The sequence below is a fragment of the Priestia sp. AB genome (genome assembly GCF_028369225.1).
In the GTDB taxonomy this organism is placed as follows: Bacteria; Bacillota; Bacilli; order Bacillales; family Bacillaceae_H; genus Priestia; species Priestia megaterium.
The window spans coordinates 379,463-403,112 of the sequence record NZ_JAQMYN010000004.1 but is presented as its reverse complement, the minus strand read 5'-3'; the positions used below and the strand labels follow the sequence as shown (position 1 = coordinate 403,112).

The following is a 23,650-nucleotide window of genomic DNA, read 5'->3' as shown; positions in this document are numbered from 1 at the left end:
TAAAGCTCACATATTAAAGGAGGCCATAGATTATGGTGTTGAAAATTGGTGTTATTGGAACAGGAGCAATCGGACAAGATCATATTAGAAGAATTACAAATACGTTATCAGGCGGAAAAATTGTTGCGGTTACGGATGTAAATCAAGAACAAGCAAAAGCTGTTGTCAAAAATCAAAACTTAGATGCCGCTATTTATGATGACGGACATGAGTTAATTAAATCAGAAGATGTAGACGCAGTGGTTGTTACGTCTTGGGGACCTACGCACGAGGAGTTTGTGCTAGGGGCGATTCAAGCTGGAAAACCTGTATTTTGTGAAAAGCCGCTTGCTACAACAGCAGAAGGCTGCAAAAGAATCGTTGAGGCTGAGATTACACACGGCAAGCCATTGGTGCAAGTTGGCTATATGCGCCGCTATGATACAGGGTATCGTGCTTTAAAGAAAGTGATTGAAAGCGGGCAAATTGGTGAAGCATTAATGGTTCACTGCGCACACAGAAATCCTACGGTACCTGATACATATACAGGCGATATGTCAATCGTTGATACGTTCATCCACGAAATTGACGTGTTGCGCTGGTTATTAAATGACGATTACGTATCGGTTCAAATCGTGGCACCAAGAAAAACGAGCAAGGCGCTTGAACATTTACAAGATCCAATTATGGTGCTGCTTGAAACAAAGGAAGGCGTTCGAATTGATGCTGAGGTTTTTGTAAACTGCCAGTACGGCTATGATATTCAATGTCAAGTAGTAGGAGAAACAGGAATCGCTAATTTACCTGAGCCTTCAAGCGTCGTGTTACGCAGCGAAGCAAAAAAATCTACTGAGATTTTAGTAGATTGGAAAGATCGATTCATTGACTCTTACGATACAGAGCTGCAAGACTGGATTAATTCAACGCTTAAAGGCGAAGTAAATGGACCAACTGCTTGGGACGGTTATGTTGCGGCCGTTACTTCAGATGCTTGCTTAGAAGCAAAAAAATCAGGAAATATTGTTCCTATTTCGTTAGGTGAGCGTCCTGATTTCTATCATAAAACATTAAGCATAGCAGGCAAAATGTAAGTGTAAAAACGTTTTGTTTACAACACAGCTTAATTAAAACTTAGGGGATGGGCACGTCTAGTGTGCATAAAAGAAAGGGGAGTTTTACATTGCGTTTAGCATATGATCCGTCACATTACCGTGACAATACAAGTTTAAAAGATACGATTGATACAGTTGCAAGATTAGGTTATGAATACGTAGAGTTATCTCCGCGCAAAGATTTTATTTGGTTTTATGAATACCCAAAAGTTGATAAACAGCGCATAAAAGACTTAAAAAGATACTGTGCCGATGCTGGGGTGAAAATTTCTTCTGTGCTTCCGGTACAGCAGTGGTCTTCACCAAATGAGCAGGAACGCGAAGCGGCAGTAAGGAACTGGAAGCGTACAATTGAAATTACTTCTGAGCTGGAAGTAGATTTAATGAACAGTGAATTCAGCGGCGACAAGAGCCGGCCTGTTGAAAGCGAAGCGGCTTTTGTTAAATCGATGGAAGAGCTGATGCCGATTTTTGAAAAAGAAGGAATTAAGCTTAACCTCCAATCGCATCCAAATGATTTTATCGAGTTAAACACAGAAGCTATTGCAATGATTCGCGCGCTGGATAAAGACTGGATTAAATTAGTTTATTCTGTTCCTCATGCTTTCTTTTATGACGATGGCATTGGCGATGTAGCAAAGCATATTGATGAAGCAGGTGATTTGCTTGCACACGTTCTGATTGCTGATACGCTTAACCACAAAGCAGCGTTTGGACTGCGCTATATTGTAAATCCGCCTGATGCAAAGGTAACGATTCACCAGCATTTGAATCCTGGTGAAGGAGAAATTGATTTTGACGCACTGTATCGCAAATTAAGAGAAATTAAATTTGACGGCATCGTAACAAACTCTGTATTTGCCTACCCTGATCGACCAGAATGGTCAAACGAAGTAACGTTAAAGTCAATTACAGAAGGATTAAATATTAAAGAAAGCCTAAACATTTAACGTGATCGACTGAAGTGATGCGAAGCATAAAAAGATATGTTTTGCATCACTTTTCATGGTTTATGCTTGAAAGAAGGTCAGAACTTGTGGACATAGCTAGTTTAAAATAGTCTTAATTGTTCTATTCGGTCCCCATCATGATGATAAAGAGGGGCTTTATTATGCTAGTAATGTATAATAAAGATAGATGCAAAACGGATAGAACTTTTTATTATAAAATGTTAATTACTACAGATAAAGGTGAGTGAACGTATGTCAGTTAAAATGAGTGATGTGGCCAAACTAGCTAATGTAGCTCCAGCTACTGTCTCGCGAGTTCTTAGTCAGCCCCACCTAGTAAGCAAAGAAACGCAGGAAAAAGTTTTAAAAGCCATTGAAGAATTAAATTATCAGCCCCATATCATCGCAAGACAGTTCAGAAAAAAAGAAACAAAAACCATTTTAGTAGTGGTTCCTGATATTACCCACCCGTTTTTTTCTGAAGTTCTTAAAGGAATTCAGCATACGGCCATCAAAAGCGGCTACCGAGTGATTTTAGGAGATACAGAAAATGACATTGAGCGGGAAGGAGAGTTTGTTGATTTATTATTCCAAAAGCAAGCGGACGGCATGATTCTTCTAACAGCCCGAATGGATAAAGACAGAATTGAACAAGTCTCCAGACAGTTCCCTACGGTTCTTGCGTGCGAATATATTGATGGCTTAGATATTTCTACCGTATCTATTGATAATATTAGCGGCGCGCGAAAAATAACGGAGCATTTAATCAGCCTTGGGCATACCAAAATTGCGCATATCACTGGTCCTATGAATGTTATCTTAAGCCGTGATCGATTAAAAGGGTACCGCCAAGCGATGATTAGCCACGATTTACCCGTGGATTCGGCTTTTATTCAAGAAGGAGATTTTAGCTTAGAGTCCGGTTATCATCAAATGATTCGCTTATTATCGTTAGAACAACGGCCAACTTCCGTATTTGTTTTTAACGACGAAATGGCAATCGGAGCGATAAAAGCCGCAAAAGACAGCGGGTTAAAAGTGCCTGAAGATATAGCTGTAGTAGGGTTTGATAACTCAAAAATGTCGGATATCATTGAACCTCATATTACAACAATTGAGCAGCCTAAATATGAAATTGGAAAAAAAGCGATGGAATTGCTGCTTGGATTAATGAGCGGAAAAGCGTTAGAACAAAAAAAGTTTGTATTAAAAGATGAACTAATCGTACGCGAGTCTTGCGGAAGTAAAACCACAGTGAAAAATTTTATCCAGCTTGAAGGCTCAGCTAAGAAAATTAACTAGTGCTGTTTAAATGCTATGATGTTTTTTGCTGAGAAGTAAACAAGAGAGACAATCATCTTTGTCTTCTCTTGTTTACAGAAAAGTGGAAGGAATACTCTGATAAAAAAGAGAAGGTGACTTTAGTGAGAATTACCGGAACAGTATTCAAAAAAAGAACATATCCAAAGCATCACTATAAAAGAATGGATCGCCTTTCTTTTTTAGAGGTGAAAGATAATATCTCCTTTGATGGCGATGTGCTGAAAATCCTTCCTGTTCTTAGTCAAAAATCAATGGAATGCTGGAATATCGGAGATGAAATCGATGTAGAAGGTGAAATGAAGTATATTCGCATCATTACGTCATTAGGAAAACTCAGCCTTCTGCCTGTCCCTGTGTTTATCGTCAAAACAATTAAGGAAATAAAACCTTCTCCTGTAACTAGTTAAGCTGTCAGACATAAAACGGCTGGTCATTGTCATCAATCATGGTCACATTTTAACAGGGTTTGAATTCTGAAATTTCTTATAAATTACAGGTTCCTTAAGTTGAGAAGAAGGTGGAGCATGGGACAGCTAATCTTATCGCGGGGAAAATTTCTTTAAATGAACGTGTCCATCGTACACAAGGAAACGGAATGTCTTTTCATGTTCACTACCTTCGTAATGCGGTAGGACCTATCTTAGGATTAAATTTAGACCTAAGCCACTTAATTTGGATGGGCGCAAATCCGATTTTATCAGCTAGAGAACTAGGAGCAGCCATTCACCATGTTCATGGAAAAGACGTGCGCCTTGAGAGACATCTATCAGGAGTGAACGGAGTGATGGAAACAAAAGAAGTGACGGATGTAGCAAATAGAGCCTGGAATTACGTGGCCATAGGCTGTGGACAGGATTTACAGTGGTGGAAAGAGTTTTTTTCCGTGGTTAAGATGATGGGCTATGATGAAGAAGTTTCTTTAGAAATGGAAGATTTAACGATGTCAGTTGAAGCTGGAGTTCGCACTTCCGTTGAGGCATTAAAACAAACGCTTAGCTTTTAATTTGAAGGAATTTCCACTCCCTAACCAGAAAAACAATATAGATATCATTTTCTGGAGGAATACGATGAAAGAGCTAAAAAGGTTAGAACCGCTGCAGGCAGCTACAAAATTCATTTTTAAACATTACCCTAACTGTCAAGGCGCATTACTCGCTGGAAGCGTAGTGAGAGGAGAAGCTACACATACGTCCGACCTTGATATTGTTATTTTTAATGATAATTTTACTTCTTCTTTTAGGGAGTCCCTCATTGAGTTTGGGTGGGCAATTGAAGTTTTTGCTCATAATCTGACTTCCTATCAATTATTTTTAAAAAACGACTGTAAGAGGGCTAGACCATCACTACCGAGAATGATTTCCGAGGGAATTATTTTAGTGGATAAAGGAGTAGTGCAGTCTATAAAAGAAGAAGCAAACCAACTCCTTGAAAAAGGCCCGGAAAAATGGCCGGAAGATACGATTAAACTAAAAAGGTATTTTATAAGCGATGCCTTAGATGATTTAATAGGTTCTTCAAATACAGGTGAATCACTTTTTATCGCCAATACGCTCGCTTACATAACGCACGAATTTGTTTTAAGAACAAACGGTCATTGGATCGGGGATTCTAAATGGATTGTCCGATCTTTGAATCTCTATAATGAACGCTTTAGTAAAGAGTTTGTAGAGGCATTTGATACCTTTTATAAAACAGGGAATAAAGATAAAGTAATTCAACTGGTGGATAAAGTGTTAGAACCACATGGAGGCCGGCTGTTTGAAGGGTTTTTACTGGGGAAAGAATGATAAAATCAGTAGCCTCGTTAGAACCCCACTACTATTTCTTGCTAGTAGTGGGGTTCTTTTTTATGAATATTCACGTATGCTTAAAGAGTTTGCCCGTTATCGATCGTAAACACTTGGCCCGTCACAGACTCTTGCTTTAACTGAAACAAAATAGCATCTGCGATATCTTCAGGAGAAGAAATGCGCTGAAGAGGCAGATTTCCTGCAAGCTGATACATTTTATCTTCGTTGCCAGACCACCACCTTGTGTCGACTGCACCAGGAGAGATGCAGTTTACTCGAATATGGGGTGCTAGTGCAATCGCTAACGACTTAGTCATTGTATGAATCGCTGCTTTTGTCGCTGCATAGGGAATAGAAGAGCCGATTCCAGTTGTACCCGCAACACTTCCTACATTAACAATCGCCCCTGACTTTTGCTTTTTCATATGTGGAACGACTGCTTTTACACAGTGAAACATGCCTTTTACGTTTACATCATATAAGGAGTCCCATACTTCATCAGTTGCAGACTCTAAGTCATTCATCGGGATTTGAGCTGTAATACTAGCATTATTCACTAATCCATCTAACCGTTCGAATTGTGTAATCGTTTGATGAATCATTTCATTCACTTCGTGCTCGTTGGCTACATTTGCTTTAAAAGCAAATGCGGTGCCTCCTTTTTCTATAATCTCCTCCACAACTTTTTTCGCTTCTGTTTCTGAGTTGGTGTAGTTTATCACAAGTTTCGCGCCCATGTCAGCTAGCTTTAAAGCCGTTGCTTTACCTACGCCAGTGCCGCCGCCCGTAATAATAAATACTTTATTTTTAAAAACGATCATTTCTATAAACCTTCCTTTCTCTTAACATCTTTTATTATATCTTCGATGGGAAAAAGGATATAATAGGTAATACTAAGAGAGGTATCATTTAAAATGATATCAACGGAGGAATTAAAATTGGAAAGCCAAGACTTACGAATTTTCAAATGTGTGGCAGAAGCAAAGTCATTATCAAAAGCTGCGGAGGTATTAGGATATGTTCAGCCGCATATCAGCCAGCGAATGAAAAACTTAGAGGAAGAGTTAGATACTAAATTACTGACACGTACAAATAGAGGAGTTACGTTAACTGATGAAGGAGAAGCTTTGTTTAACTATGCCCAGCGTATTTTACTGTTAATGGAGGAAGCTAAGGCAGAAGTTAATCCGAATAAGTTTAGAAAATCTTTAATCATTGGTGCTTCGCAAACAGTTTCTGCTAGTAAAGTTCCAGCTTTATTTTCGTCTTTTTTGAAAGAACATCGGGATATTGAAGTTAAAATCAAAACAGATAGAAAACAAGTCTTACAAGAAATGCTTTCGTACGGGGAAATTGACGGACTTTTTCTTAGCGGTACCTATAACGAGGCTCAGTTTGAAACGGTTTATCACTATGCAGAAAAAGTGGTGCTTATTTCACCTCTATCTGCAGAGAGAGCAGAAACAGGTCAACTAACGCTACTCATCAATAGTGATGTAAACTGCATCTATAGAAACAGACTATTAGAGTTTTCAAAAGAACATCATATACATAAAGCTAACATCATGGAATTTGATTCATTAGAAGCTATTTTACAAGGCGTTCGTGATGGAATAGGCATGAGTGTAGTCCCAGCTAGCGTAGTAAATTCTAGTGGTGATATGAAAAGCATTGAATATCAAGAGCTTTCAGAAGACGTTCATATTGATTTTGTAGTAAAGAAAGGGAAGCAGCGCTCTCAAAGTCTTAAGAAATTTATTCATTTTTTAGGGAGTCTATAAATCGAGTATTTATTTTAGGTTCAAATTGTATATGATTTGAACTTTTATTTTTGTCTACATTTATATATTGAATATATGTTTTTATACCCTTAATACTCGTTATGATTTGAAAGATAAATGAATGATCTACCAAGGACTTTTGTTTTTGAAAACAGAAATAGTTTATATAAAAATAAAAGGAGTAGGTTCCATGAAGATTTCCCTTTCAAATTGTATAGAAAATGTTGAGTGGTCGAGAATGAAAGATATTTATCACTCGGTAGGATGGACGAACCATAATGAAGAAAAAATTAAAAAAGTATTTCAATCAAGCAACGTAGTAGCTATCGCTTATGATGAAGATAATATAGCAGGGTTTGGCAGAGCTCTTTCAGACGGGGTGTTTAATGCTGCGATTTATGATGTTGTGGTTGATGAGCACTATCAGAACAAAGGAATCGGACAGAAAATTATAGAAAACTTGCTGGCTCAGCTTAAAGATATTTCCTGCGTTCATCTTGTTTCCACATCAGGAAACGAAGAGTTTTATAAAAAAGCAGGGTTTCGTAAAATGAAAACCGGTATGGCTCGCTACTTAAACCCTTCTTTAGCGGAAGAATATTTGCAATGAGCTATGCCTAAGATTGTCAACCGGGTGATATTTTAGAGTATGTACTAAATGAATAATAAAGAGGACGTAGAAAAATTTAACGTGTTCCCTTTTGAGGTGCAAACATTTCAAATCGCATCACACTTTTTGTTACCAATATTAATATAATTCTCAGTCGAGTTCTCTAATTAGATAAATCAATAAAAGCAGAGAAGGGACAGCAATTAAGCTGCCTCTTCATTTTAATTTCACTACCTAATCCTCATGGTTGAAGGAATTTGTTGTCTTTTATTATGAATTGTCTTCGTCACTTTTGTACTCCAAAATATCGCCTGGCTGACAATCCAAAGTCTTACATATTGCTTCTAATGTTGAAAAACGAACCGCTTTTGCTTTCCCATTTTTCAGGATGGAAAGATTCGCCATAGTAATTCCAACCCTCTCTGAAAGCTCCGTTACGCTCATTTTTCGTTTTGCTAACATCACATCAATATTAATAATAATTGCCATATCCTCCACCTCAGACCGTTAAATCATTTTCTGATTTTATGTTAATCGCTTCTTGCAAAAGCCTTTGGAGAACAGCAGCAAAAACTGCGATAACCAACGAAGCAAAAGGAATGACCATTCCAACAAATATGAGACCTGGGGCATCATCTTTATCTGCCACGAGATAATAGACGGGCAAACCTAAAACATGCAAACTACAGATGGAAATGGCGCAGTATTTGATGCTCATTAAAATTCGAACAGACAATTCGGAGAAAGCAATGTTCTTGTCAATATAACTCAACAGTTTAACAGCTTGATAAAGGGCGAAGTAAAAAGGTAATGTTCCTCCATATAAAAGGATGAAAATGATATATTTTATGGAATAAGTACCCAAGAAATTCGCTACCGCATCTGCCAGTTCAGGAACCAGAAATATGCACAAAGTGAGAACTAGAATTCCAATGAGAATAACTGCTATCTTCAAAAATAATGTGGTTGCTATCTTCATAAAAAACACCTCTCCTATATTTCTAAATGTTAATTGTTTTTTGGCTGTGAATCCATGACATTCTTTATAGGTTTTTGAAACACGTCCACAATGGCTGCGATGATACTTGTTGCCAAGATGCCCATTAGACCTAGAGATATTGGGCCTGCTGCATCATCACCAGTGAATTGAGCATGCACCCTTAAATAAACTATTGCTAACAAAATAAAGAAAATGACAGTAAAAGTGCATTTTTTTATTACCTTCAAAGATTGAAGAGATAACTCAGAGAAAGCATTATTCTTTTCGATATAGGTTAAAAGTTTAAAAGTTTGATACAACGCTAAAGAAAATGTGATACATATTCCATATGTACATATCAAAAGTGGATATAGCGAATAATCACCAGGACGCTCTACAGCATCTTTTCTGGCTGCCTCAGGCAACAAAAATATACATGCGGCAAGCACTGCAATTCCAATCAGAAAAATTATTACCTTTAAGAAAGTGGTAGAGCCTCGTTTAACATTCATGAAAAACACCTCAATTATTTAATAATAATACGAATTTAACATATGATTTATCGTTTTACAATAAAATATTATCGTTTTTTATTATATTATTGTTGTTATTAAAATATCCTTTTAATTTTATACAAAATAAAAAGCATTTCTCATTACAAAGAAATGCTCTTACTTTAGAATGCTAAATTTACAACTTGTTCAACAAAACTTCCAAAATCAACACCGAAAGATATCAGACCCTACTTAAAATAAATAATATCCTTAAAACTCACTAAATAATTCACGGTTAAATTCAAATAATTATTTCCATATTGAAGAATTTTTATGCGAATTCCTGCTTGAATTTAAGGGGGAATAGTAAATATAGAAGTAATACCAAGCAAATAAAAAACGTGAATTCATGTGTGAATTCACCCTGAAAATGCATTATGAAATTAAATTTTGCACCTCAGAAAAGAACCCGTAAATAAAAATCTATGTCCTTTTTTTTGATGTTGGGACCATAGAATCTGTATTTTTCAATTCAATAATATATGGTATTATTTTCTTTAGTTAGGAGGTATTTGAAATGAGTATGTCAAAAGAAAGTAAGCTGATTTTACTGACAGTTATTTTAATAGCAGGTGCGTTTGTTGTATTTTTTGCAAATCGGCTGCTTCCCCAAAATTCAATTTTCCCAAGTGAAACTGGTGATTTGACCATTCTGCTGTGGCTGTTTTATGCGATAGATATTGGCTTTATTGTGGCATTAGTTTTAGGAGCTCGAACAAAAAAGCCGAGCGTTGTGTGGTTTAGCATTATCGCAAACAGCATCTTTTTTGTGTTGCTTTCTGGTTTAATTTTTTTATTAGCAATTGCGAATGGGATTTCCGAGCCCTAAGCCTTTGGTTAACTAAAAATTTCATAGATTGTGATAGTAAAAGCTTTCTTAATTAGGAGAGCTTTTTTATTTTTGTAAATAAAAACCACAACTTTTTATTCTAGATTACGTCTAAGTAACGAATATTAGTTAAAAGGATGGTCAGAACATTGGAAAATACGAAAAAAGAAGAGATTGAGCGTTGGTATGACGAACACAGTAACGCCTTATTAAAATTTATTTTGATGCTCGTAAAAGATTATCAGCAAGCTGAAGATTTAACCCATGAAACATTTGTAAAAGCTTATCTTTCCTATGATTTATTTCAGCAAAACGCTAGTGAAAAGACGTGGTTATTTCGTATTGCCCATAATGTAACGATTGATTATTTTCGAAAACAAAAGCCTGCTAGTCTTTTAAAAGACTTTCTTCTTTCGAAAAAGGATCATGCTCGTTTACCTCAAGAAATGATTGAGCTTAAGGAAACTTCTCTAGAACTGTATCAAGCGTTAGGAAAGCTCAAAGATTCACATCGTAAAATTATTTTACTGCGCAAAGTTCAAGGTTTTTCGGTTAAAGATACAGCGACTATTTTAGGCTGGTCTGAAAGTAAAGTAAAATCAGCGCAGTTCAGGGCAATTCCTGCTTTAAGAAAGCAGTTAGTAAAGGATGGATACGTATATGAAGAAACCGTTTAATTTTTATATAGATGACAATTCGCTAGAAAAATTGAACGAGGAGTTGATTTGGAAACCAACAAGGAAGCAAAAACATAAACAAAGGCTTTTAGAAACAATTGATCAATTAGAATCTTCACCACCAAAGTCTAAAAGAAATTTATTTTCTATAAAACAAAATCATCTGGTAAGAAATATTGTATATTGTGGGATTGCCCTCTTTCTTTTGAGCGGTGCATTCATTAGTTCAGCTTTTGTTTCTCCAGCAATGGCCCAAGTGGCTGCTAAAATTCCTTACGTAGGACAGCTTTTTAAGCAAAAGCCTATAGCAGATGTATTATATCAAGAGCTTGAAAAAAAGGGATATAAAACGGCTAGCGTGGGGCAGACCTATTATGGAGGGAAAAAAGAATTAGTTGTATCAGTAGAAGGGTCGGAGAAGTATTTTAATAAGGTACGAGGAGACATAACTGATATTGCAACCAACATTTTGTCCAAAAGGCAATATGATGCCTATACGTTTAAAATTGAAAGAATGGAGCCGTATGTCTATACGGAACCGAATGCACAAGAGAAAAAAATTGAAAAGATTCAAACTGATATTTCTACAGAATTAGAGAAGCATCATTATGATTTTTTAATAGCTAACGTTAGTTTTAATTCTCCGCCAAGAGTAGAGCTGGAAATTCCTAATACAGAAAAGAGAGTAGAAGAAATAAAAGCCCTCATTCATGCTGTTCTGGCTGAAAATAAGGCAGAGAATGCTTTAATAAAAATAAAGAAAATAAATCTTAAGAAACGTGACCAAGATAATCGATGGGGAACTATTGTTACGGATATAGGCGAAGACTTATTAGGAAAAAAGAAATATCATGTCAAGATGGTAGGCTATTCTGTTCATCCCGAACCACAATTATTTATCTACACTTCATTAAACGTTTCCGAAGATAATAAGAAATTTGCGGATAAACTTAAAGGAATTATCGATGAATTTCTTGAAACAAAAGAAATGAAAAATAAAGTGAAAGGTGATTCTTACACAGTTGTGATTTACGGAAAAGGGAATAAAAAACTAAACTAAACACAGCACTTAAATATTTCTCTATACATGCTCCTCAGTAACAGATATTTTAAAAGGTTGATAGACGATGATGATAGGCGGTCCTTTACTTATTGCACTGCTGCCAGGTGTACTTATACTCGTGTTAACTTGGCTATTCAGAAAAATGAAATGGAACAAGGTCATTAGAATGGCTCCTTCAATTCTAACCCTTATTACTGCGGCTGTACTTTTTTATATTGGCTATGTAGAAGTAAGAGGCTTTGAAGGTGCGGGCTATTTGTTTTTATCCGTGTTTTTGCTTTTATTTGCAGTGGTATCCTATATCGTAGCTAAAAAACCTGTACAATAATTTTTATAAACTTTATAAATTCTTTATAAATCCCTCCTATACTATGTGTAGGGGGGATTTAAGATGAAAAATATCATTTTAGATGTAAAAAGCGTTTCGAAAAAGGTAAGACGCCGTCACTTAGTAAAAGAAGTATCGTTTCGAATTAATGAAGGGGAAATATGTGGACTGCTAGGACCAAACGGAGCTGGTAAAACGACCTTAATTCGTTTATTGACGGGGTTAATTAAACCTACTGCAGGAGAAGTTTTTATTAATAACAAACATATTTTTTCACAAAGAAAAGAAGCGCTGCAAAGCGTTGGCGCAATTGTAGAGTCGCCCATCTTTTTTCCTTATATGACAGGAAAAGAAAACCTGACAAATTTAGCTCGCCTGCATTCATTTCACACAAAACAACAAAGGCAGCAAAGAGTAAAAGAAGTGCTTGATATCGTGGGGTTAACTGGCAGAGAAAACGATAAAGTTCGAACGTATTCTCTTGGAATGAAGCAGAGGCTCGGAATTGCCCAAGCGCTCTTAGGTGACCCGGACCTGTTGATACTAGATGAGCCGGCCAACGGCTTAGATCCAATGGGCGTACGTGAACTGCGCGAGCTGCTTTTTACCTTAAAACGCGACTATAACAAAACGATTCTGATTTCTAGTCATTTGCTGGATGAACTACAGCGAGTATGTGATCAAATCGTTGTGATGAGAGAAGGAGAGCTAATATGGGACGGCGCTCTGGACCAGTTAGCATCCGGTAAAAATCTGGAAGATGCGTTTGTAGAGCTGGTGTCACAATGAAGGAGCTGCTAGTAGCAGAGTGGGAAAGACTCTGGAAAAGAAAAGTGGCGTGGCTGACCTTTCTATTAGTGCCGGTGGTGCTGTTAGCTGCTGCATCTTATCTCCAAAAAGAAAACGGAGCACTCACAGTCGATTTACCACAGTATACGTTTGCGGGAAACTTTCCTGTACTGAGCTTAGCTGAAATGTTATTTACCGTTTTTAATGCCATGTTCTTAGTTTTTATTACGCTCGTTGTTACCGGCGAGTACCGGTCAGGACAGCTGCGAATGGTCATGATACGATCATATTCGTTTAAAGAAATCATCCTAGCAAAAGCCGCAGTGATTCTGCTGTTTAATTTACTGTTTTTTATGACGTATTTTTGCATGAGCTATGCGATAGGCTTTCTGATGTTTGAACATCCGCAAACCTACTTTGTGTTTTATCACAGTCATGCTTTCAACATAAAAGAAGCGCTAGTATATAATCTTTCATTCTATGGATATGCCTATTTAACGACTATTGCGATATGCTGTGTGCTGTTTTTTATCTCTGTTATCAGCAAAACGACTACTACGGCTGTTGGAATCGGTGTTGCTTTTATACTGATCTCATTTTCTTATCCGACTTTATTAACGGGATTTAGGCAGTGGATGAGTGAAGAGCTTTTTGGACAGCTGTTTTTTACTTCTGTACCGATGATTCAATGGCAGGGAATCACAGTCATGATGGCAGAGAAACCGCAGTTTGTAGGCTGGAATTTCGGCGTGTTAGGGTTTTATGTTCTATTCTTTAGCGGTTTAACATATGTAGCTATTCGAAAAAAAGAATCATTTTTATAAAAGGAGAGAAGACATGATGACAGGACTTTTTATCAGTGAATTAGAGCGAACGTTTAAACGAAAAAAAACAGCGGCTGTGTTAGCCGTGTACGCAGGACTGCTTGCTTTTATTTGGTTCTTTTTTCAAAGGGGAGGCATTTCATTTTTTGATGCAGACCATGACGTGAAAATTGATTCTTTAAATTCAGCACCGCTGCTTCTTCGAGACCTATCCTTTGCGATTACGTTTATTGTCATTCCGATGTTTGTGGCAGATAGCTTTAACGGCGAGTACACATCGGGAGCGCTGCGCATGGTACTAATTCGACCGCACCATCGCGTGAAGCTGTTTTTTGTAAAATGGGCCGTTCAATGTTTACTAGTTTTTCTTATTCTTTGTATTACGTGGTTAGTGGGTACATGCCTTGGGAAAATGGTTATGCCTCATGTAAATGAAACAACGTTTTTAGGAGGACAGACTGTAGGAACTGTTGGAGCATTGCTGTATTCACTAAAATTTTACGGCATTTGTTTTTGTATCTTTATAGCGGTGATTAGTATCGGGAGTATCCTGAGTGTTCTTATGCCTAACTCCATTTTATCTTACGTCGCAACCATTGGTGCTTTAATTGGGAGTGTGTATGTGTCAGATAAACTAAGCTTCTTTTTCTCCGTAACCGATTCTGTTTTTCATGAATTAAGCAGGCCAAACTCTGAATTTTTAGTGAACCTATTATTTCCAATTTTACTCATTAGCCTTATAATAAACCTATTCGTATGGAAAAAGAAAGAATGGGTAGGGTGAGCTGGAGATGAATCAAACAATTTTACTAGTGGATGATGAAAAAGACATTATTTCATTTATGAAAGATGCGCTGCAAGATGAAGGGTATGAGGTGCTGTTCGCTTACGAAGGGCAAGAAGCGTTAAAAAAGTTAAAAATAAATCCAGATTTAATTGTGCTGGATGTGATGATGCCAGGCATGGACGGCTTTGCACTTTGTGAACTGATCCGAAAAAGCATATCATGCCCCATCATCTTTTTAAGCGCAAAGCAAACGGAGCAGGACAGAGTAAGAGGACTATTGGTCGGTGGAGATGATTATTTAGTTAAACCTTTCAGTATGAAAGAGCTAAAAGCCCGCATTTATGCTCATCTGCGCCGAGAACAGAGAATTAGCAATAACTCCTATAACAGGCTTCATTTTGGAGAGTTAACCATTGATTTAAATGGCTATCAAATTTTACATAACAATGAAGTAATTCCGTTTACTTCGAGAGAATTTGAGATCATTCATTTCCTTGCTCTTCATCCAGGTCAGGTGTTTACACGCGAGCAGCTGTATGAAAAAGTGTGGGGCTACGACGCGGAAGGAGATTCATCTACTATTACAGAACACGTGAAAAAAATTAGAGCAAAACTATTAAAATATGACGAAACACCTTATATCTCGACCGTTTGGGGCATTGGCTACAAATGGGTAAAATAAAAAAATGGATGAACAGGGCAACGTTAAAAGCACAGTTTGTTTTATCTTTTCATTTGATTTTGCTGTATAGCCTGCTTGCTACGCTTTTAACGTGGGGAATTGTCATCTCAGTGAACTGGTTTTTTATGCCCGGAGCACTGAATCCAGCAAATTATTATGAAAAACAAATTCCCGATATTCTTCAGTTCGTTAAGAAAAAAGAAGATGCGCTCCTTTCTAAAGATGCTAAAAACCAAGTAGAATCGGTTATTCCGCTAGAAGGCATGGATTATCAAATTATGAAAAAAGAAGGACAAATCGTGTATGGCTCCATGTCCACTTCATATATCAAGAGCAAACGCGATTTTTATTCTCAGGTTAATACAAATATCCATTCAGGTAAATATATTATAAAAGTCTATCCGCTTTTTGATTCAAAAGACGAAGTAAACGGGGCCATTGCGTTAAGATATCAATTAAACATGGCTTCGGCTAACCCAAATATTAAATGGATCGTTGCGCTTGTAACGTTTTTATCTCTAGCCAGTCCGTTTCTTTATTTTTATTTGTTTGCTTATTTATTTGGAAGACGATTTAGCAAAAAAATTGAACGGCCTTTTAACGAGCTGATGACAGCCGCAAAGAATATTCAACATAATAATTTGGATTTTTCGCTGTCCGTGACTCAAGACGCCAAAGAATTAAGTCAGCTGCTGCATGCCTTTGAAGAAATGCGAAAAGAATTAAAGCAATCGCTAGCTAAACAGTGGCAGCTAGAAGAAGACCGTAAGGATATGACGGCTGCGATTGCGCATGATTTACGAACGCCTCTTACAATCATTCACGGTCACACCGAAATTTTAGTAGAAGGAAGCAAAAAGGACGCGGAGAGGCTTAATCGATATTTACATACGATCTACACAAATACACAGCGTTCGATTCAACTATTAAATCAACTGCAAGAAGTATCAGTCATAGAAAATCCAGGCTTTGCCGTAAAGAGTGAGCCTATTAATATCAACACGTTTGTTTATGAGAAAGCAGACGAATTTCAGCTTTTATGTCAAAAAAAAGAGATTACATTTATATCTTCGATTAGGGAAGCAGACGGACCAAATCAATTTTACGGAGATCCTCAGCGCATTTCTCAAGTATTAGATAATATCATCACAAACTGTATTCGGTACACGCCTGAACGAGGGGAGATAGCTTGGAATACCGTCATTCATCATAGCGAAGTAATCTTTGAAATATATGATACGGGTCCTGGGTTTACACTATCCAACAAAGAACAGCTGTTTAAAAAGTTTTACAGAGAAGATGCGTCAAGAACAAGCGGCCACGGAAACTTGGGGCTAGGTCTTTATATTGCTCATTCCATTGTGAAAAATCACGGAGGAAGCATCACAGCCGATAATAAGGAGACGGGAGGAGCATTGTTTAAGATTGTTCTTCCGATGGGAAAGAAGTAAACGCGTAAAAAAAGAACCCTCAAAAAAGAGAGTTCCAAAAAGGGTAAGTAAGAAAGAAATGTACCTGTTCCTTTGGGGGGACTGCATCTGTACAGTAAAATTTATACCCCGTATACCTCTATTAAAAAGTTGAGAAATAATCCAATAATAGAAATTAATAGTTGACTATATGTTTTATAATTTATAAAAAAGACTGCAAAGCAGCTGGCTGTATACCGTGCTTTGCAGTCTTTTTCTAGTTTATTTGCTTAAGAAGTCTCTCATAAATTCATTTACCTTTTGGGGCTGCTCATGCTGAGGCGCATGTCCTACACCGTCTAAGCGATGAATCGTTACGTTTGGAACGTACTCTTCAATACCATCTAAATTACTGTTTTCAAACGCTTCGTCCGCATTTCCCCATACAATTAAAGTCGGAGACTGAAATACTTTATGCGGGAGTGCTACGGGTTTATGAACGCGCTCTTCAAATGGGTAAAGGGAAGACGCACGATAGTAGTTAAGCATTGATTTCATTGCATTTGGCTGATTCCACGCCTCTACATATTTAGCTTCTTCTTCTTTAGTTAAATAGCCTTTTTTAATGCCGGGCTCCGTCAGCATATTTCTTAGCTTTTCGCTATTATTTGCGAGTAGCTCATCTTGAGAATTCGACTGTTGGAAAAAGCTCATATAGCTGCTTGCTTCTCGTTGAGCAGGATTTTCAGCAAGCTCTCTTATAAATGTGTAAGGGTGCGGTGCATCAAACATCACTAACTTTTTGACATACTGCGGGTATGTATAAGCAAATGCCCATGCAACAGCGCCTCCCCAATCGTGTGCTACTAACACACACTCTTTTTCACCAAATGCTTCAATTAACTGTTTTACATCTTCCATTAAGTGAGGCATGCTGTAAGAAGAAATTTCTTCCGGCTTATCTGATAAGTTATAGCCTCGCATATCTGCAGCCACCACGCGGTAATCTTTCGAAAACTCTTCTAACTGATGGTGCCACGTATACCAAAAGTAAGGGAATCCGTGTAAAAACAGCATAAGCTCGCCTTCACCTTTTGTTACGTAATGAAGATTTACATCGTTTACTTTTACATAACCGTCTTTAAACATGTTACTCATCCTTTCTCTTTTAACCTTTATTATAGAAAAACTTTACTCTTTATTAGTTGATGCATCAACTAATAAGGTTTCTTTACGCGATAAATGAGCTATAAAGCTCTTTTAAAATCCTTATTTTGGTTATTGTTTATGAAATATAACCCCAGTCTTATTTTGAATAATCGTAATCTATTAGAAAAACTTGGAATTTAAAAGAGTATGTAATAAGATAGTATATGATAAATATTTCCATATATAGGAGGAGACATATGCAAAAGAAAATTCTACATACGGTGCTTTCACTGGCAGTAGGAGCAGGAATGTTTGCCGTTGGCGGAGTTCCTACTCAAGCTAAGAGTCAAGATCAAAAGGTAAGTAACACATACACAATCGCTTTTAAAAATGGATTGCCAGACAACTATCAAGAGATTATTCAAAAAGCTGGTGGCAAAGTGACTAAAGCGCTTCCTGAAGTAGGAGGGATAGAAGCTCAATCTGAACAGTCTTCTTTTCTTAATAATTTAAAAGGGAATTCTTCGATCGAAGCTGCTAACAGGGAAATTCCTCTAAGCTTGGACAAAACATCAGTTAGTCCTTATAACTATAAGTCTAATATGATCAGCTCACAGAATGCAGAGAATTATTGGGACTCTCAGTGGGATATTCAACGAGTGACAAATGGCGGAAAATCTTATGATGTAGAAACAGGCGGATATAAAAATAAAGACGGTAGTACAACTCATAAAGCAGTGGTGGGAGTAATTGATACGGGTATTGATGCATCTCATCCTGATTTGAAAAATAATATACTAGGTGGACGTAATCTTGTTCCGGCTGGAATGGATGAATCTGAAACTGGGGATCCCGCAGATATAAAAGATCGTAATGGACACGGTACGCATGTTGCCGGGATCATCGGAGCGAACGGAAAAGTAAAAGGAGTAGGACCAGAACTCGGAATACGTTCTTATCGCGTCCTGTACTCAGAGCAAGCTCTTGGAATGCCTGCTTGGATTATAGACGGAATTATTGCCGCAACCAATGATAAAGTCGATGTTATTAATATGTCTCTTCGTTTCTATAATAATAACAAAATGACTATTGAAGGAGAAAGTTATAAATCAATTGCTGAAACACTGCTTTGGAAAAGAGCCATTCAGTACGCAGTAAAAAATGGCGTAACGGTCGTAGCCGGTAGCGGAAATGAAAGTTTGAATTTGGATAATAAAAAGGAAGTAAATGAATTTTTAAATACCCTGTATGAACCGTATGGAATAAGTGTCAAAGGTCCTGCAACTGTTGTACCGGCACAAATGCCAGGAGTGATTAATGTCTCGGCTTCTACAAAATGGTCTACTCAGCAGCTTGCTTTCTACTCTAACTATGGAAACAGTGCCATTGACGTGGCGGCTCCAGGAGGGGATTTTGGAGAGAAATATGCCAAAACCAATGATCCTGCAGCGGCTGATCCAAGCAATTTAATTCTGAGTACATGGCCTACGTATTTAGGGACTTCCTATGAGTTAAATGCTGGTACTTCCATGGCAACTCCTCAAGTAGCTGGAATTGCAGGAGTTCTTAAAGCAGCTCATCCTGAGTATAAACCCGCTCAAGTAACAGCACGTATTAAGCAAACAGCTTTTGACTATGGAAAAAAAGGACATGACGCTTTATTTGGTTCAGGAGAAGCAAATGCTTATAGAGCGTTAAAAGATATAAAGAACTAGCGTTTGTAATAAATGTAGCCAAAAAGCCTCTCTAAAACTAATTTTAGAGAGGTTTTCTTAAAATTCACCGGCCTTAGCAATTCCTAAATTAGATTCGAAGTCGGTAATGTATACACAGGCATTCGTATATTTATCATAGGAATTATAGCGAAAGTTTCTGCTTATATTATAATCTCCACTTATAGGTTGATAGGATTGAATCGATTTAATTTGATCGTTGAGAGACAAATCAAAATTATGAGTGGCTTTTTTTAATTGTTCAAGCTGCAGCTTGGTGAAACTATCGCGATGCTTTTGGATTTCGTCTTGCATGAGCTCTATTTTATATTTAGATACGGTGTTGATATGATCAATCGCAGGCCCCATATCTTTTTTTATTTGTGCTTCAGAAGAATGGAAGTGTTTATCATCAAATGAGTCTAACACGTTATTGCTTTTTTCTGAAATTTTTGTTGCACCTATAACGTCATGCATATTGTTCATTAGCGTAACTTCATAAATAGTCTTACTTGAATTAAATTTTTTATAGGATTTTACATACTCTTTTTCTGTTAAAGTATCTACGTCTTTTGTTAAGTGGGCTATGCTTTCTTTTAGCTCGCTATCACTTTGTGTTTCTACTTTTGACGTACTATTAATAGACGCAGAAAGCAGGTTAAAATCGTTTTTATAGCTTTGAAACGTTTTATCTTCTATCTTTCCGTCTTTATTGATTAAGCGTTCGGACTCGTTTTGGAGAAATTTCAGCTCTATAGCCAGCTCTTTTTTTGCCTCGCTTCCATCTATGCTTTCATTGTTTGAACTTGTGTGACTGCACCCCATTAATCCAAGCGCCAAAGCTATCGTAATGGTCCCAGTTGTTATCTTGCTTATGTTCCTCATGTTGAAACTCCATTTCTATTTGTTTATTACTTATATGTAAAGAACTATATCACATAAATGGAATATTTATCTTTTTATAATTTTAGCATATTCTAATTAGGTGTGAAATTCCCTTTAGATAAATCCAAAAAAGTATTATAATGGAATTTGTGAAAAAAATAGTATTAAACGGAGGAATCATCATGAAAGTAAGACTGCTGCTAGGAATACTCTTAGCATTCTTGTTCATTCTGGCTGGATGCAACAAGGAAACGGACAATGCCCAGCATAAGAAAGAAAAAACGAAAGAAGGGAAAATAAAAATAATAGAAGAAAAAAGTTATACACTTGCAGATTCCATCACTCATGATCACGTACTGAGTTATTCTGCGGTTATAAAAAATGAAAGTGACCAAACGCTTAATGTAAACGATACAACAATAAAATATGTAAACAAAACTGGAAAAGTCCTTGATCCGCATATTATTCCAAGTGACCCCGACGTTCATCTTGCTCCCTATGTACTAAAGCCGGGCGAGGAAGGGTACATTTCAGCGGAAGGAATTATTAATAAAGAACCAGATACATATAATGTAAAGGTCAAGATTAATCCGATAAAACCTGCAAGTAATGTGCAGAGCTTGAAAATTAAAGGCGACGCAATGAGTCAGGAAAAAGAGAATCACATCCTACATATTAAAGGAACAGCTACAAACAATACCAAAGAATCTACTGAATATATTCTGGTTGGTGGAGCCTTGTATGGAAAACAAAATGAGTTTATAGGAACTATATTTCAATCCGAAGAAGCGCAGCTGACTCCTGGAAAATCCATTCCTTTTGACGCTACTTCATCGGAAATCCCTGATAAAGAACTAGCAAAAGTGAAAAAATATAAAGTAGTAGCTTCTACGTATCAAGAGTAAAAGAGTCTTCACATTAGACTCTTTTTGTGATTAATTAGACTTTATTTAAAGGAGGAAATTAAGATGCCTGGAATTGCTAAAACCCCTGATCCCCCTTATTATGCTGTCATTTTCGCTTCTGAAAGAACAGAAGGAGAGAAGGGTTACGGGATAATGGCAGATAAAATGGTGGAGCTTGCATCTAAACAAAAAGGCTTTTTAGGAATAGAAAGTGCTAGAGATCAAGATTTAGGCATTACCGTTTCATACTGGGATTCCTTAGAATCAATAAGAAGGTGGAAAGAAAACTCAGCCCACCGCGCAGCCCAGCACAAAGGAAAAAAAGAATGGTATCAAACGTTTTCGCTTAGAGTGTGCAAAGTGGAAAGACATAGCTTTTTTGAAATGTAGGGAGTATATGGTTGATTATTTAAAAAAGGGGAGAAGCCTTTATATTTTTAGCTATTGTAGAATTTATAGCCGTTTTTATCCCTTTGTGTTCATTAGAAGCAAAGCTAAGAACGATTGTTAAACAAAACGATAGAATTGTTGAATCACTTGAGAAATGGAATAGAGAGTGAGAAAACGCTAATGAACTAAACGTTTATGATATCATCTCCTGACTTTAGTTACGGGAGATGTTTTATTTTAAGAGTGCACAAAAAAAACCTCAGTAGGAGGTCTAGTTATTCCTTGTTAATAAAACTCTTATAACAAGCTCATCTACTGTCGTATATCATCTAGAGGCTGTATTAAAAGCTAATTATAAAGTAAGGCTATATTTATCGTTTCATCAGGAAAGATGAGCTGAACTTCTTTATTTCTTACTCGTGATCTTTCATTTAATCACCGTATTTTTTTCTGTAGGTGAGAAACGTTATCAAATATACAACTGAAATCATCGTTAGAAATATTAGCGGCGAAATGCCAATGCCATCATAAGAACTTTTTCCTTGAAAAGTCCGATAAATGGACTCTATAACTTCTAAAATCAGCATACCTATAACTACCACAAATGCGTATGATTGAGCCTTCGTGCTGATAAACTTCTTCCTTTCATCACCTTTTCGAGAAGATGATGTAACAAAAATCAAAATTCCGCAAACTAACAGGATGAATGAATACACAATTTTAACCCAATCCATTCTTACTCCTCCTTATTATAAATGTAAAAAGTATTTTACATTTATTATTTTATCATCAGTTCCATAAATGTCAAACTCTTTTTACATTGTAAATTATTTGTATAAAAAAATTGGTGAAAAAAATGATTTTATAACATAATGTCACGCTACAAAGTGACTTAAATCAATTCCACTGGTAAAATGGAAGTAACAGGAATTTGCGTGTTTCACTAACTAAAGTGAGGTGGATTGTTTGGTTCTTCATAAAAAAACAGTTTCTTTTGTTGCTCTTTTTTTACTGCTGTTAGTGATAAGCTCAAATTACGTGTTGTATCATTCTTCTTTTGGACTTCAGTCGCTGCCTGCTGATCTCAACGGAGTAGTAGTAGGTTCTATTTTAGACTTAAGCCTTGTGGCTCCACTCTTATTTCTAGCCTGGCAGCGTAAGTTTAGCGTGAAATATTTTATCGTATTAATGGCCACAGGCCTTATTGCTGCGCGTTTTATCATTCCAAGTGAATACTTGGCTTCTTTTCAGTCGGTTACGTGGCTAGGTGTTGGCATAGAAAGACTACTCATTTTATTTGAATTTTCACTGTTGTTTATGCTAGTTAAAAACGTACCGCCTATTTTGAGAAGGATCAAATCAAGCTCTTTGCCGCTTTTATTTTCTTTTTCGCGGGCTGTAAACGAAAAGTTCCCCAACCAAACGTTTATACACATCCTTTATTCAGAAATGCTGATGTTTTACTATGCATTTGGAACGTGGAAGAAGCAGCCCAGTAATGAAGGGAATACGTTTACTCTGTATAAACGCTCAAGTTTTATTACGTTTCAAATTATGATTATTCATGCGATTGTCATTGAAACATTAGGGCTTCACTGGCTGCTGCATAATACGTCTATCATTCTTTCAATCGTTTTACTGATTCTTAATATTTACAGCATTGTTTTCTTTTTAGGAGATATTCAAGCATTAAGGCTTAACCCTTTGCGAGTGGACGATGATTGTCTATACGTTTCTTTTGGCTTAGCCAAGCGTATGAAAATCAGATTTCAAGATATTGAAGAAATAATTGAAGATACTCACATCCTCGAACAAAAAATCCCTAACACCACGATTGAATTTATCGCACGCGATTTTGAAACCGTTCATCCTGATCTTTTACTAACACTAAAATCTCCAATCGAAGCAACGCTTTTTATGGGAATCAAAAAGAAATACAAGCAGGTTGCCATTCGCGTAGATGATCCTCACGCGTTTAAAAAAATAGTCAAAGAGCGTTTGGAGAAAGCTCAGCGGGATGAGTTGATCTAGAACTTTAGAAAAACAAGATCTTATAGGAGTATCTATAAGGTCTTTTTGCTGCTGATCAGCTATTGGACATAAATAGTGAAGTGTTAGCTGTATTTTAGTAAAATGGAAGTAA

General features: G+C 36.8%; 27 protein-coding genes and 1 pseudogene. 21 read left to right on the top strand and 7 right to left on the bottom strand.

Going from position 1 to position 23,650, the window contains the following annotated elements:
- Positions 1 to 32 precede the first annotated feature (32 nt).
- The 6 genes and pseudogenes from POF52_RS15320 (at position 33) to POF52_RS15295 (ending at position 5,151) form a co-directional block, all read left to right on the top strand.
- Positions 33 to 1,070 carry a Gfo/Idh/MocA family protein gene (locus POF52_RS15320; RefSeq protein WP_271993335.1) on the top strand — a complete coding sequence of 346 codons (1,038 nt, stop codon included), beginning with the start codon at positions 33 to 35 and terminating at the stop codon, positions 1,068 to 1,070.
- A gap of 89 nt (positions 1,071 to 1,159) precedes the next feature.
- On the top strand, positions 1,160 to 2,041 hold the full coding sequence (locus POF52_RS15315; RefSeq protein ID WP_216875281.1) for a sugar phosphate isomerase/epimerase family protein: 882 nt from the start codon (positions 1,160 to 1,162) through the stop codon (positions 2,039 to 2,041).
- A gap of 252 nt (positions 2,042 to 2,293) precedes the next feature.
- Positions 2,294 to 3,343, top strand: a complete 1,050-nt coding sequence (locus POF52_RS15310) for a LacI family DNA-binding transcriptional regulator (protein ID WP_013084165.1) — start codon at positions 2,294 to 2,296, stop codon at positions 3,341 to 3,343.
- Between the two features lie 122 nt (positions 3,344 to 3,465).
- Positions 3,466 to 3,771: a hypothetical protein gene (locus tag POF52_RS15305; protein WP_271993334.1), complete on the top strand. Its 306-nt coding sequence runs from the start codon at positions 3,466 to 3,468 to the stop codon at positions 3,769 to 3,771.
- A 209-nt stretch (positions 3,772 to 3,980) separates the two neighbouring features.
- Positions 3,981 to 4,367, top strand: a pseudogene (locus POF52_RS15300) (sugar phosphate isomerase/epimerase family protein); the annotation flags it as partial.
- Between the two features lie 64 nt (positions 4,368 to 4,431).
- Positions 4,432 to 5,151 carry a nucleotidyltransferase domain-containing protein gene (locus POF52_RS15295; protein WP_271993333.1) on the top strand — a complete coding sequence of 240 codons (720 nt, stop codon included), beginning with the start codon at positions 4,432 to 4,434 and terminating at the stop codon, positions 5,149 to 5,151.
- 80 nt (positions 5,152 to 5,231) lie between these two features.
- Here POF52_RS15295 and POF52_RS15290 read toward each other — a convergent pair whose 3' ends face one another.
- Positions 5,232 to 5,975: an SDR family NAD(P)-dependent oxidoreductase gene (locus tag POF52_RS15290; protein WP_271993332.1), complete on the bottom strand. Its 744-nt coding sequence runs from the start codon at positions 5,973 to 5,975 to the stop codon at positions 5,232 to 5,234.
- Between the two features lie 117 nt (positions 5,976 to 6,092).
- On the opposite strand from POF52_RS15290, the gene POF52_RS15285 reads away from it, so the two are divergent.
- Both POF52_RS15285 and POF52_RS15280 read left to right on the top strand, forming a co-directional pair.
- Complete coding sequence (locus POF52_RS15285; RefSeq protein WP_271993331.1) at positions 6,093 to 6,935, top strand: LysR family transcriptional regulator; 843 nt, start codon at positions 6,093 to 6,095, stop codon at positions 6,933 to 6,935.
- Positions 6,936 to 7,125: 190 nt separating this feature from the next.
- Positions 7,126 to 7,545 (top strand): GNAT family N-acetyltransferase, encoded by a 420-nt coding sequence (locus POF52_RS15280; RefSeq protein WP_271993330.1) that lies wholly within the window; start codon positions 7,126 to 7,128, stop codon positions 7,543 to 7,545.
- A gap of 270 nt (positions 7,546 to 7,815) precedes the next feature.
- On the opposite strand, the gene POF52_RS15275 is transcribed toward POF52_RS15280, so the two are convergent.
- The 3 genes from POF52_RS15275 to POF52_RS15265 are packed head-to-tail and all read right to left on the bottom strand — an operon-like array spanning position 7,816 to position 9,036.
- A complete protein-coding gene (locus tag POF52_RS15275; protein WP_013084157.1) occupies positions 7,816 to 8,034 on the bottom strand; it encodes a helix-turn-helix domain-containing protein in 219 nt (72 codons plus the stop codon).
- A gap of 10 nt (positions 8,035 to 8,044) precedes the next feature.
- Positions 8,045 to 8,524 carry a DUF2975 domain-containing protein gene (locus tag POF52_RS15270; RefSeq protein ID WP_176584380.1) on the bottom strand — a complete coding sequence of 160 codons (480 nt, stop codon included), beginning with the start codon at positions 8,522 to 8,524 and terminating at the stop codon, positions 8,045 to 8,047.
- Positions 8,525 to 8,553: 29 nt separating this feature from the next.
- Entirely contained in the window at positions 8,554 to 9,036 is a 483-nt protein-coding gene (locus tag POF52_RS15265; RefSeq protein ID WP_171776865.1) for a DUF2975 domain-containing protein, read from the bottom strand.
- 559 nt (positions 9,037 to 9,595) lie between these two features.
- On the opposite strand from POF52_RS15265, the gene POF52_RS15260 reads away from it, so the two are divergent.
- From POF52_RS15260 to POF52_RS15220, 9 genes are all read left to right on the top strand, one after another.
- The gene (locus POF52_RS15260) at positions 9,596 to 9,907 is read left to right on the top strand and encodes a hypothetical protein (protein WP_271993329.1); all 312 of its coding nucleotides are present in this window, start codon (positions 9,596 to 9,598) and stop codon (positions 9,905 to 9,907) included.
- A 149-nt stretch (positions 9,908 to 10,056) separates the two neighbouring features.
- Positions 10,057 to 10,584 (top strand): RNA polymerase sigma factor, encoded by a 528-nt coding sequence (locus tag POF52_RS15255; protein ID WP_176584378.1) that lies wholly within the window; start codon positions 10,057 to 10,059, stop codon positions 10,582 to 10,584.
- Positions 10,568 to 11,644 carry a DUF4030 domain-containing protein gene (locus POF52_RS15250; RefSeq protein WP_271993328.1) on the top strand — a complete coding sequence of 359 codons (1,077 nt, stop codon included), beginning with the start codon at positions 10,568 to 10,570 and terminating at the stop codon, positions 11,642 to 11,644. Before POF52_RS15255 ends, POF52_RS15250 begins: the two co-directional genes overlap by 17 nt.
- A 67-nt stretch (positions 11,645 to 11,711) precedes the next feature.
- A complete protein-coding gene (locus tag POF52_RS15245; protein WP_042452457.1) occupies positions 11,712 to 11,975 on the top strand; it encodes a YesK family protein in 264 nt (87 codons plus the stop codon).
- Between the two features lie 63 nt (positions 11,976 to 12,038).
- A complete protein-coding gene (locus tag POF52_RS15240) occupies positions 12,039 to 12,764 on the top strand; it encodes an ABC transporter ATP-binding protein (protein ID WP_176584376.1) in 726 nt (241 codons plus the stop codon).
- A complete protein-coding gene (locus POF52_RS15235; protein ID WP_271993327.1) occupies positions 12,761 to 13,588 on the top strand; it encodes an ABC transporter permease in 828 nt (275 codons plus the stop codon). Before POF52_RS15240 ends, POF52_RS15235 begins: the two co-directional genes overlap by 4 nt.
- 13 nt (positions 13,589 to 13,601) lie before the next feature.
- Positions 13,602 to 14,372, top strand: a complete 771-nt coding sequence (locus POF52_RS15230; RefSeq protein WP_271993326.1) for an ABC transporter permease — start codon at positions 13,602 to 13,604, stop codon at positions 14,370 to 14,372.
- A 7-nt stretch (positions 14,373 to 14,379) separates the two neighbouring features.
- Positions 14,380 to 15,057 (top strand): response regulator transcription factor, encoded by a 678-nt coding sequence (locus tag POF52_RS15225; RefSeq protein ID WP_271993325.1) that lies wholly within the window; start codon positions 14,380 to 14,382, stop codon positions 15,055 to 15,057.
- Entirely contained in the window at positions 15,045 to 16,508 is a 1,464-nt protein-coding gene (locus POF52_RS15220; RefSeq protein WP_271993324.1) for a sensor histidine kinase, read from the top strand. The genes POF52_RS15225 and POF52_RS15220 overlap by 13 nt, the downstream gene beginning before the upstream one ends.
- 240 nt (positions 16,509 to 16,748) lie before the next feature.
- Here the strand turns inward: POF52_RS15220 and POF52_RS15215 are convergent, their stop codons facing one another.
- Positions 16,749 to 17,615 (bottom strand): alpha/beta fold hydrolase, encoded by an 867-nt coding sequence (locus POF52_RS15215; protein WP_271993323.1) that lies wholly within the window; start codon positions 17,613 to 17,615, stop codon positions 16,749 to 16,751.
- 257 nt (positions 17,616 to 17,872) lie between these two features.
- On the opposite strand from POF52_RS15215, the gene POF52_RS15210 reads away from it, so the two are divergent.
- Positions 17,873 to 19,330, top strand: a complete 1,458-nt coding sequence (locus tag POF52_RS15210) for a S8 family serine peptidase (RefSeq protein WP_271993322.1) — start codon at positions 17,873 to 17,875, stop codon at positions 19,328 to 19,330.
- Between the two features lie 57 nt (positions 19,331 to 19,387).
- Here the strand turns inward: POF52_RS15210 and POF52_RS15205 are convergent, their stop codons facing one another.
- Entirely contained in the window at positions 19,388 to 20,212 is an 825-nt protein-coding gene (locus POF52_RS15205) for a hypothetical protein (RefSeq protein ID WP_271993321.1), read from the bottom strand.
- Positions 20,213 to 20,394: 182 nt separating this feature from the next.
- On the opposite strand from POF52_RS15205, the gene POF52_RS15200 reads away from it, so the two are divergent.
- Positions 20,395 to 21,117: an FxLYD domain-containing protein gene (locus POF52_RS15200; protein ID WP_271993320.1), complete on the top strand. Its 723-nt coding sequence runs from the start codon at positions 20,395 to 20,397 to the stop codon at positions 21,115 to 21,117.
- A gap of 63 nt (positions 21,118 to 21,180) precedes the next feature.
- Positions 21,181 to 21,507, top strand: coding sequence for an antibiotic biosynthesis monooxygenase family protein (locus POF52_RS15195; RefSeq protein WP_271993319.1), 327 nt, complete (start codon positions 21,181 to 21,183; stop codon positions 21,505 to 21,507).
- A gap of 431 nt (positions 21,508 to 21,938) precedes the next feature.
- On the opposite strand, the gene POF52_RS15190 is transcribed toward POF52_RS15195, so the two are convergent.
- Complete coding sequence (locus POF52_RS15190) at positions 21,939 to 22,241, bottom strand: hypothetical protein (RefSeq protein WP_176584366.1); 303 nt, start codon at positions 22,239 to 22,241, stop codon at positions 21,939 to 21,941.
- Positions 22,242 to 22,473: 232 nt separating this feature from the next.
- Here POF52_RS15190 and POF52_RS15185 point away from each other — a divergent pair, with 232 nt between their 5' ends.
- Positions 22,474 to 23,538, top strand: coding sequence for a beta-carotene 15,15'-monooxygenase (locus POF52_RS15185; RefSeq protein ID WP_271993318.1), 1,065 nt, complete (start codon positions 22,474 to 22,476; stop codon positions 23,536 to 23,538).
- The last annotated feature ends 112 nt before the right edge of the window (positions 23,539 to 23,650 follow it).

Bases quoted from the DNA above. Each gene is read 5' to 3' on its own strand.
- POF52_RS15190 (WP_176584366.1), bottom strand. From the start codon at position 22,241: ATGGATTGGGTTAAAATTGTGTATTCATTCATCCTGTTAGTTTGCGGA.
- POF52_RS15205 (WP_271993321.1), bottom strand. From the start codon at position 20,212: ATGAGGAACATAAGCAAGATAACAACTGGGACCATTACGATAGCTTTG.
- POF52_RS15245 (WP_042452457.1), top strand. From the start codon at position 11,712: ATGATGATAGGCGGTCCTTTACTTATTGCACTGCTGCCAGGTGTACTT.
- POF52_RS15270 (WP_176584380.1), bottom strand. From the start codon at position 8,524: ATGAAGATAGCAACCACATTATTTTTGAAGATAGCAGTTATTCTCATT.
- POF52_RS15290 (WP_271993332.1), bottom strand. From the start codon at position 5,975: ATGATCGTTTTTAAAAATAAAGTATTTATTATTACGGGCGGCGGCACT.
- POF52_RS15210 (WP_271993322.1), top strand. From the start codon at position 17,873: ATGCAAAAGAAAATTCTACATACGGTGCTTTCACTGGCAGTAGGAGCA.
- POF52_RS15230 (WP_271993326.1), top strand. From the start codon at position 13,602: ATGATGACAGGACTTTTTATCAGTGAATTAGAGCGAACGTTTAAACGA.
- POF52_RS15280 (WP_271993330.1), top strand. From the start codon at position 7,126: ATGAAGATTTCCCTTTCAAATTGTATAGAAAATGTTGAGTGGTCGAGA.
- POF52_RS15215 (WP_271993323.1), bottom strand. From the start codon at position 17,615: ATGTTTAAAGACGGTTATGTAAAAGTAAACGATGTAAATCTTCATTAC.
- POF52_RS15200 (WP_271993320.1), top strand. From the start codon at position 20,395: ATGAAAGTAAGACTGCTGCTAGGAATACTCTTAGCATTCTTGTTCATT.
- POF52_RS15225 (WP_271993325.1), top strand. From the start codon at position 14,380: ATGAATCAAACAATTTTACTAGTGGATGATGAAAAAGACATTATTTCA.
- POF52_RS15235 (WP_271993327.1), top strand. From the start codon at position 12,761: ATGAAGGAGCTGCTAGTAGCAGAGTGGGAAAGACTCTGGAAAAGAAAA.
- POF52_RS15250 (WP_271993328.1), top strand. From the start codon at position 10,568: ATGAAGAAACCGTTTAATTTTTATATAGATGACAATTCGCTAGAAAAA.
- POF52_RS15240 (WP_176584376.1), top strand. From the start codon at position 12,039: ATGAAAAATATCATTTTAGATGTAAAAAGCGTTTCGAAAAAGGTAAGA.
- POF52_RS15195 (WP_271993319.1), top strand. From the start codon at position 21,181: ATGCCTGGAATTGCTAAAACCCCTGATCCCCCTTATTATGCTGTCATT.
- POF52_RS15295 (WP_271993333.1), top strand. From the start codon at position 4,432: ATGAAAGAGCTAAAAAGGTTAGAACCGCTGCAGGCAGCTACAAAATTC.
- POF52_RS15265 (WP_171776865.1), bottom strand. From the start codon at position 9,036: ATGAATGTTAAACGAGGCTCTACCACTTTCTTAAAGGTAATAATTTTT.
- POF52_RS15310 (WP_013084165.1), top strand. From the start codon at position 2,294: ATGTCAGTTAAAATGAGTGATGTGGCCAAACTAGCTAATGTAGCTCCA.
- POF52_RS15260 (WP_271993329.1), top strand. From the start codon at position 9,596: ATGAGTATGTCAAAAGAAAGTAAGCTGATTTTACTGACAGTTATTTTA.
- POF52_RS15275 (WP_013084157.1), bottom strand. From the start codon at position 8,034: ATGGCAATTATTATTAATATTGATGTGATGTTAGCAAAACGAAAAATG.
- POF52_RS15320 (WP_271993335.1), top strand. From the start codon at position 33: ATGGTGTTGAAAATTGGTGTTATTGGAACAGGAGCAATCGGACAAGAT.
- POF52_RS15220 (WP_271993324.1), top strand. From the start codon at position 15,045: ATGGGTAAAATAAAAAAATGGATGAACAGGGCAACGTTAAAAGCACAG.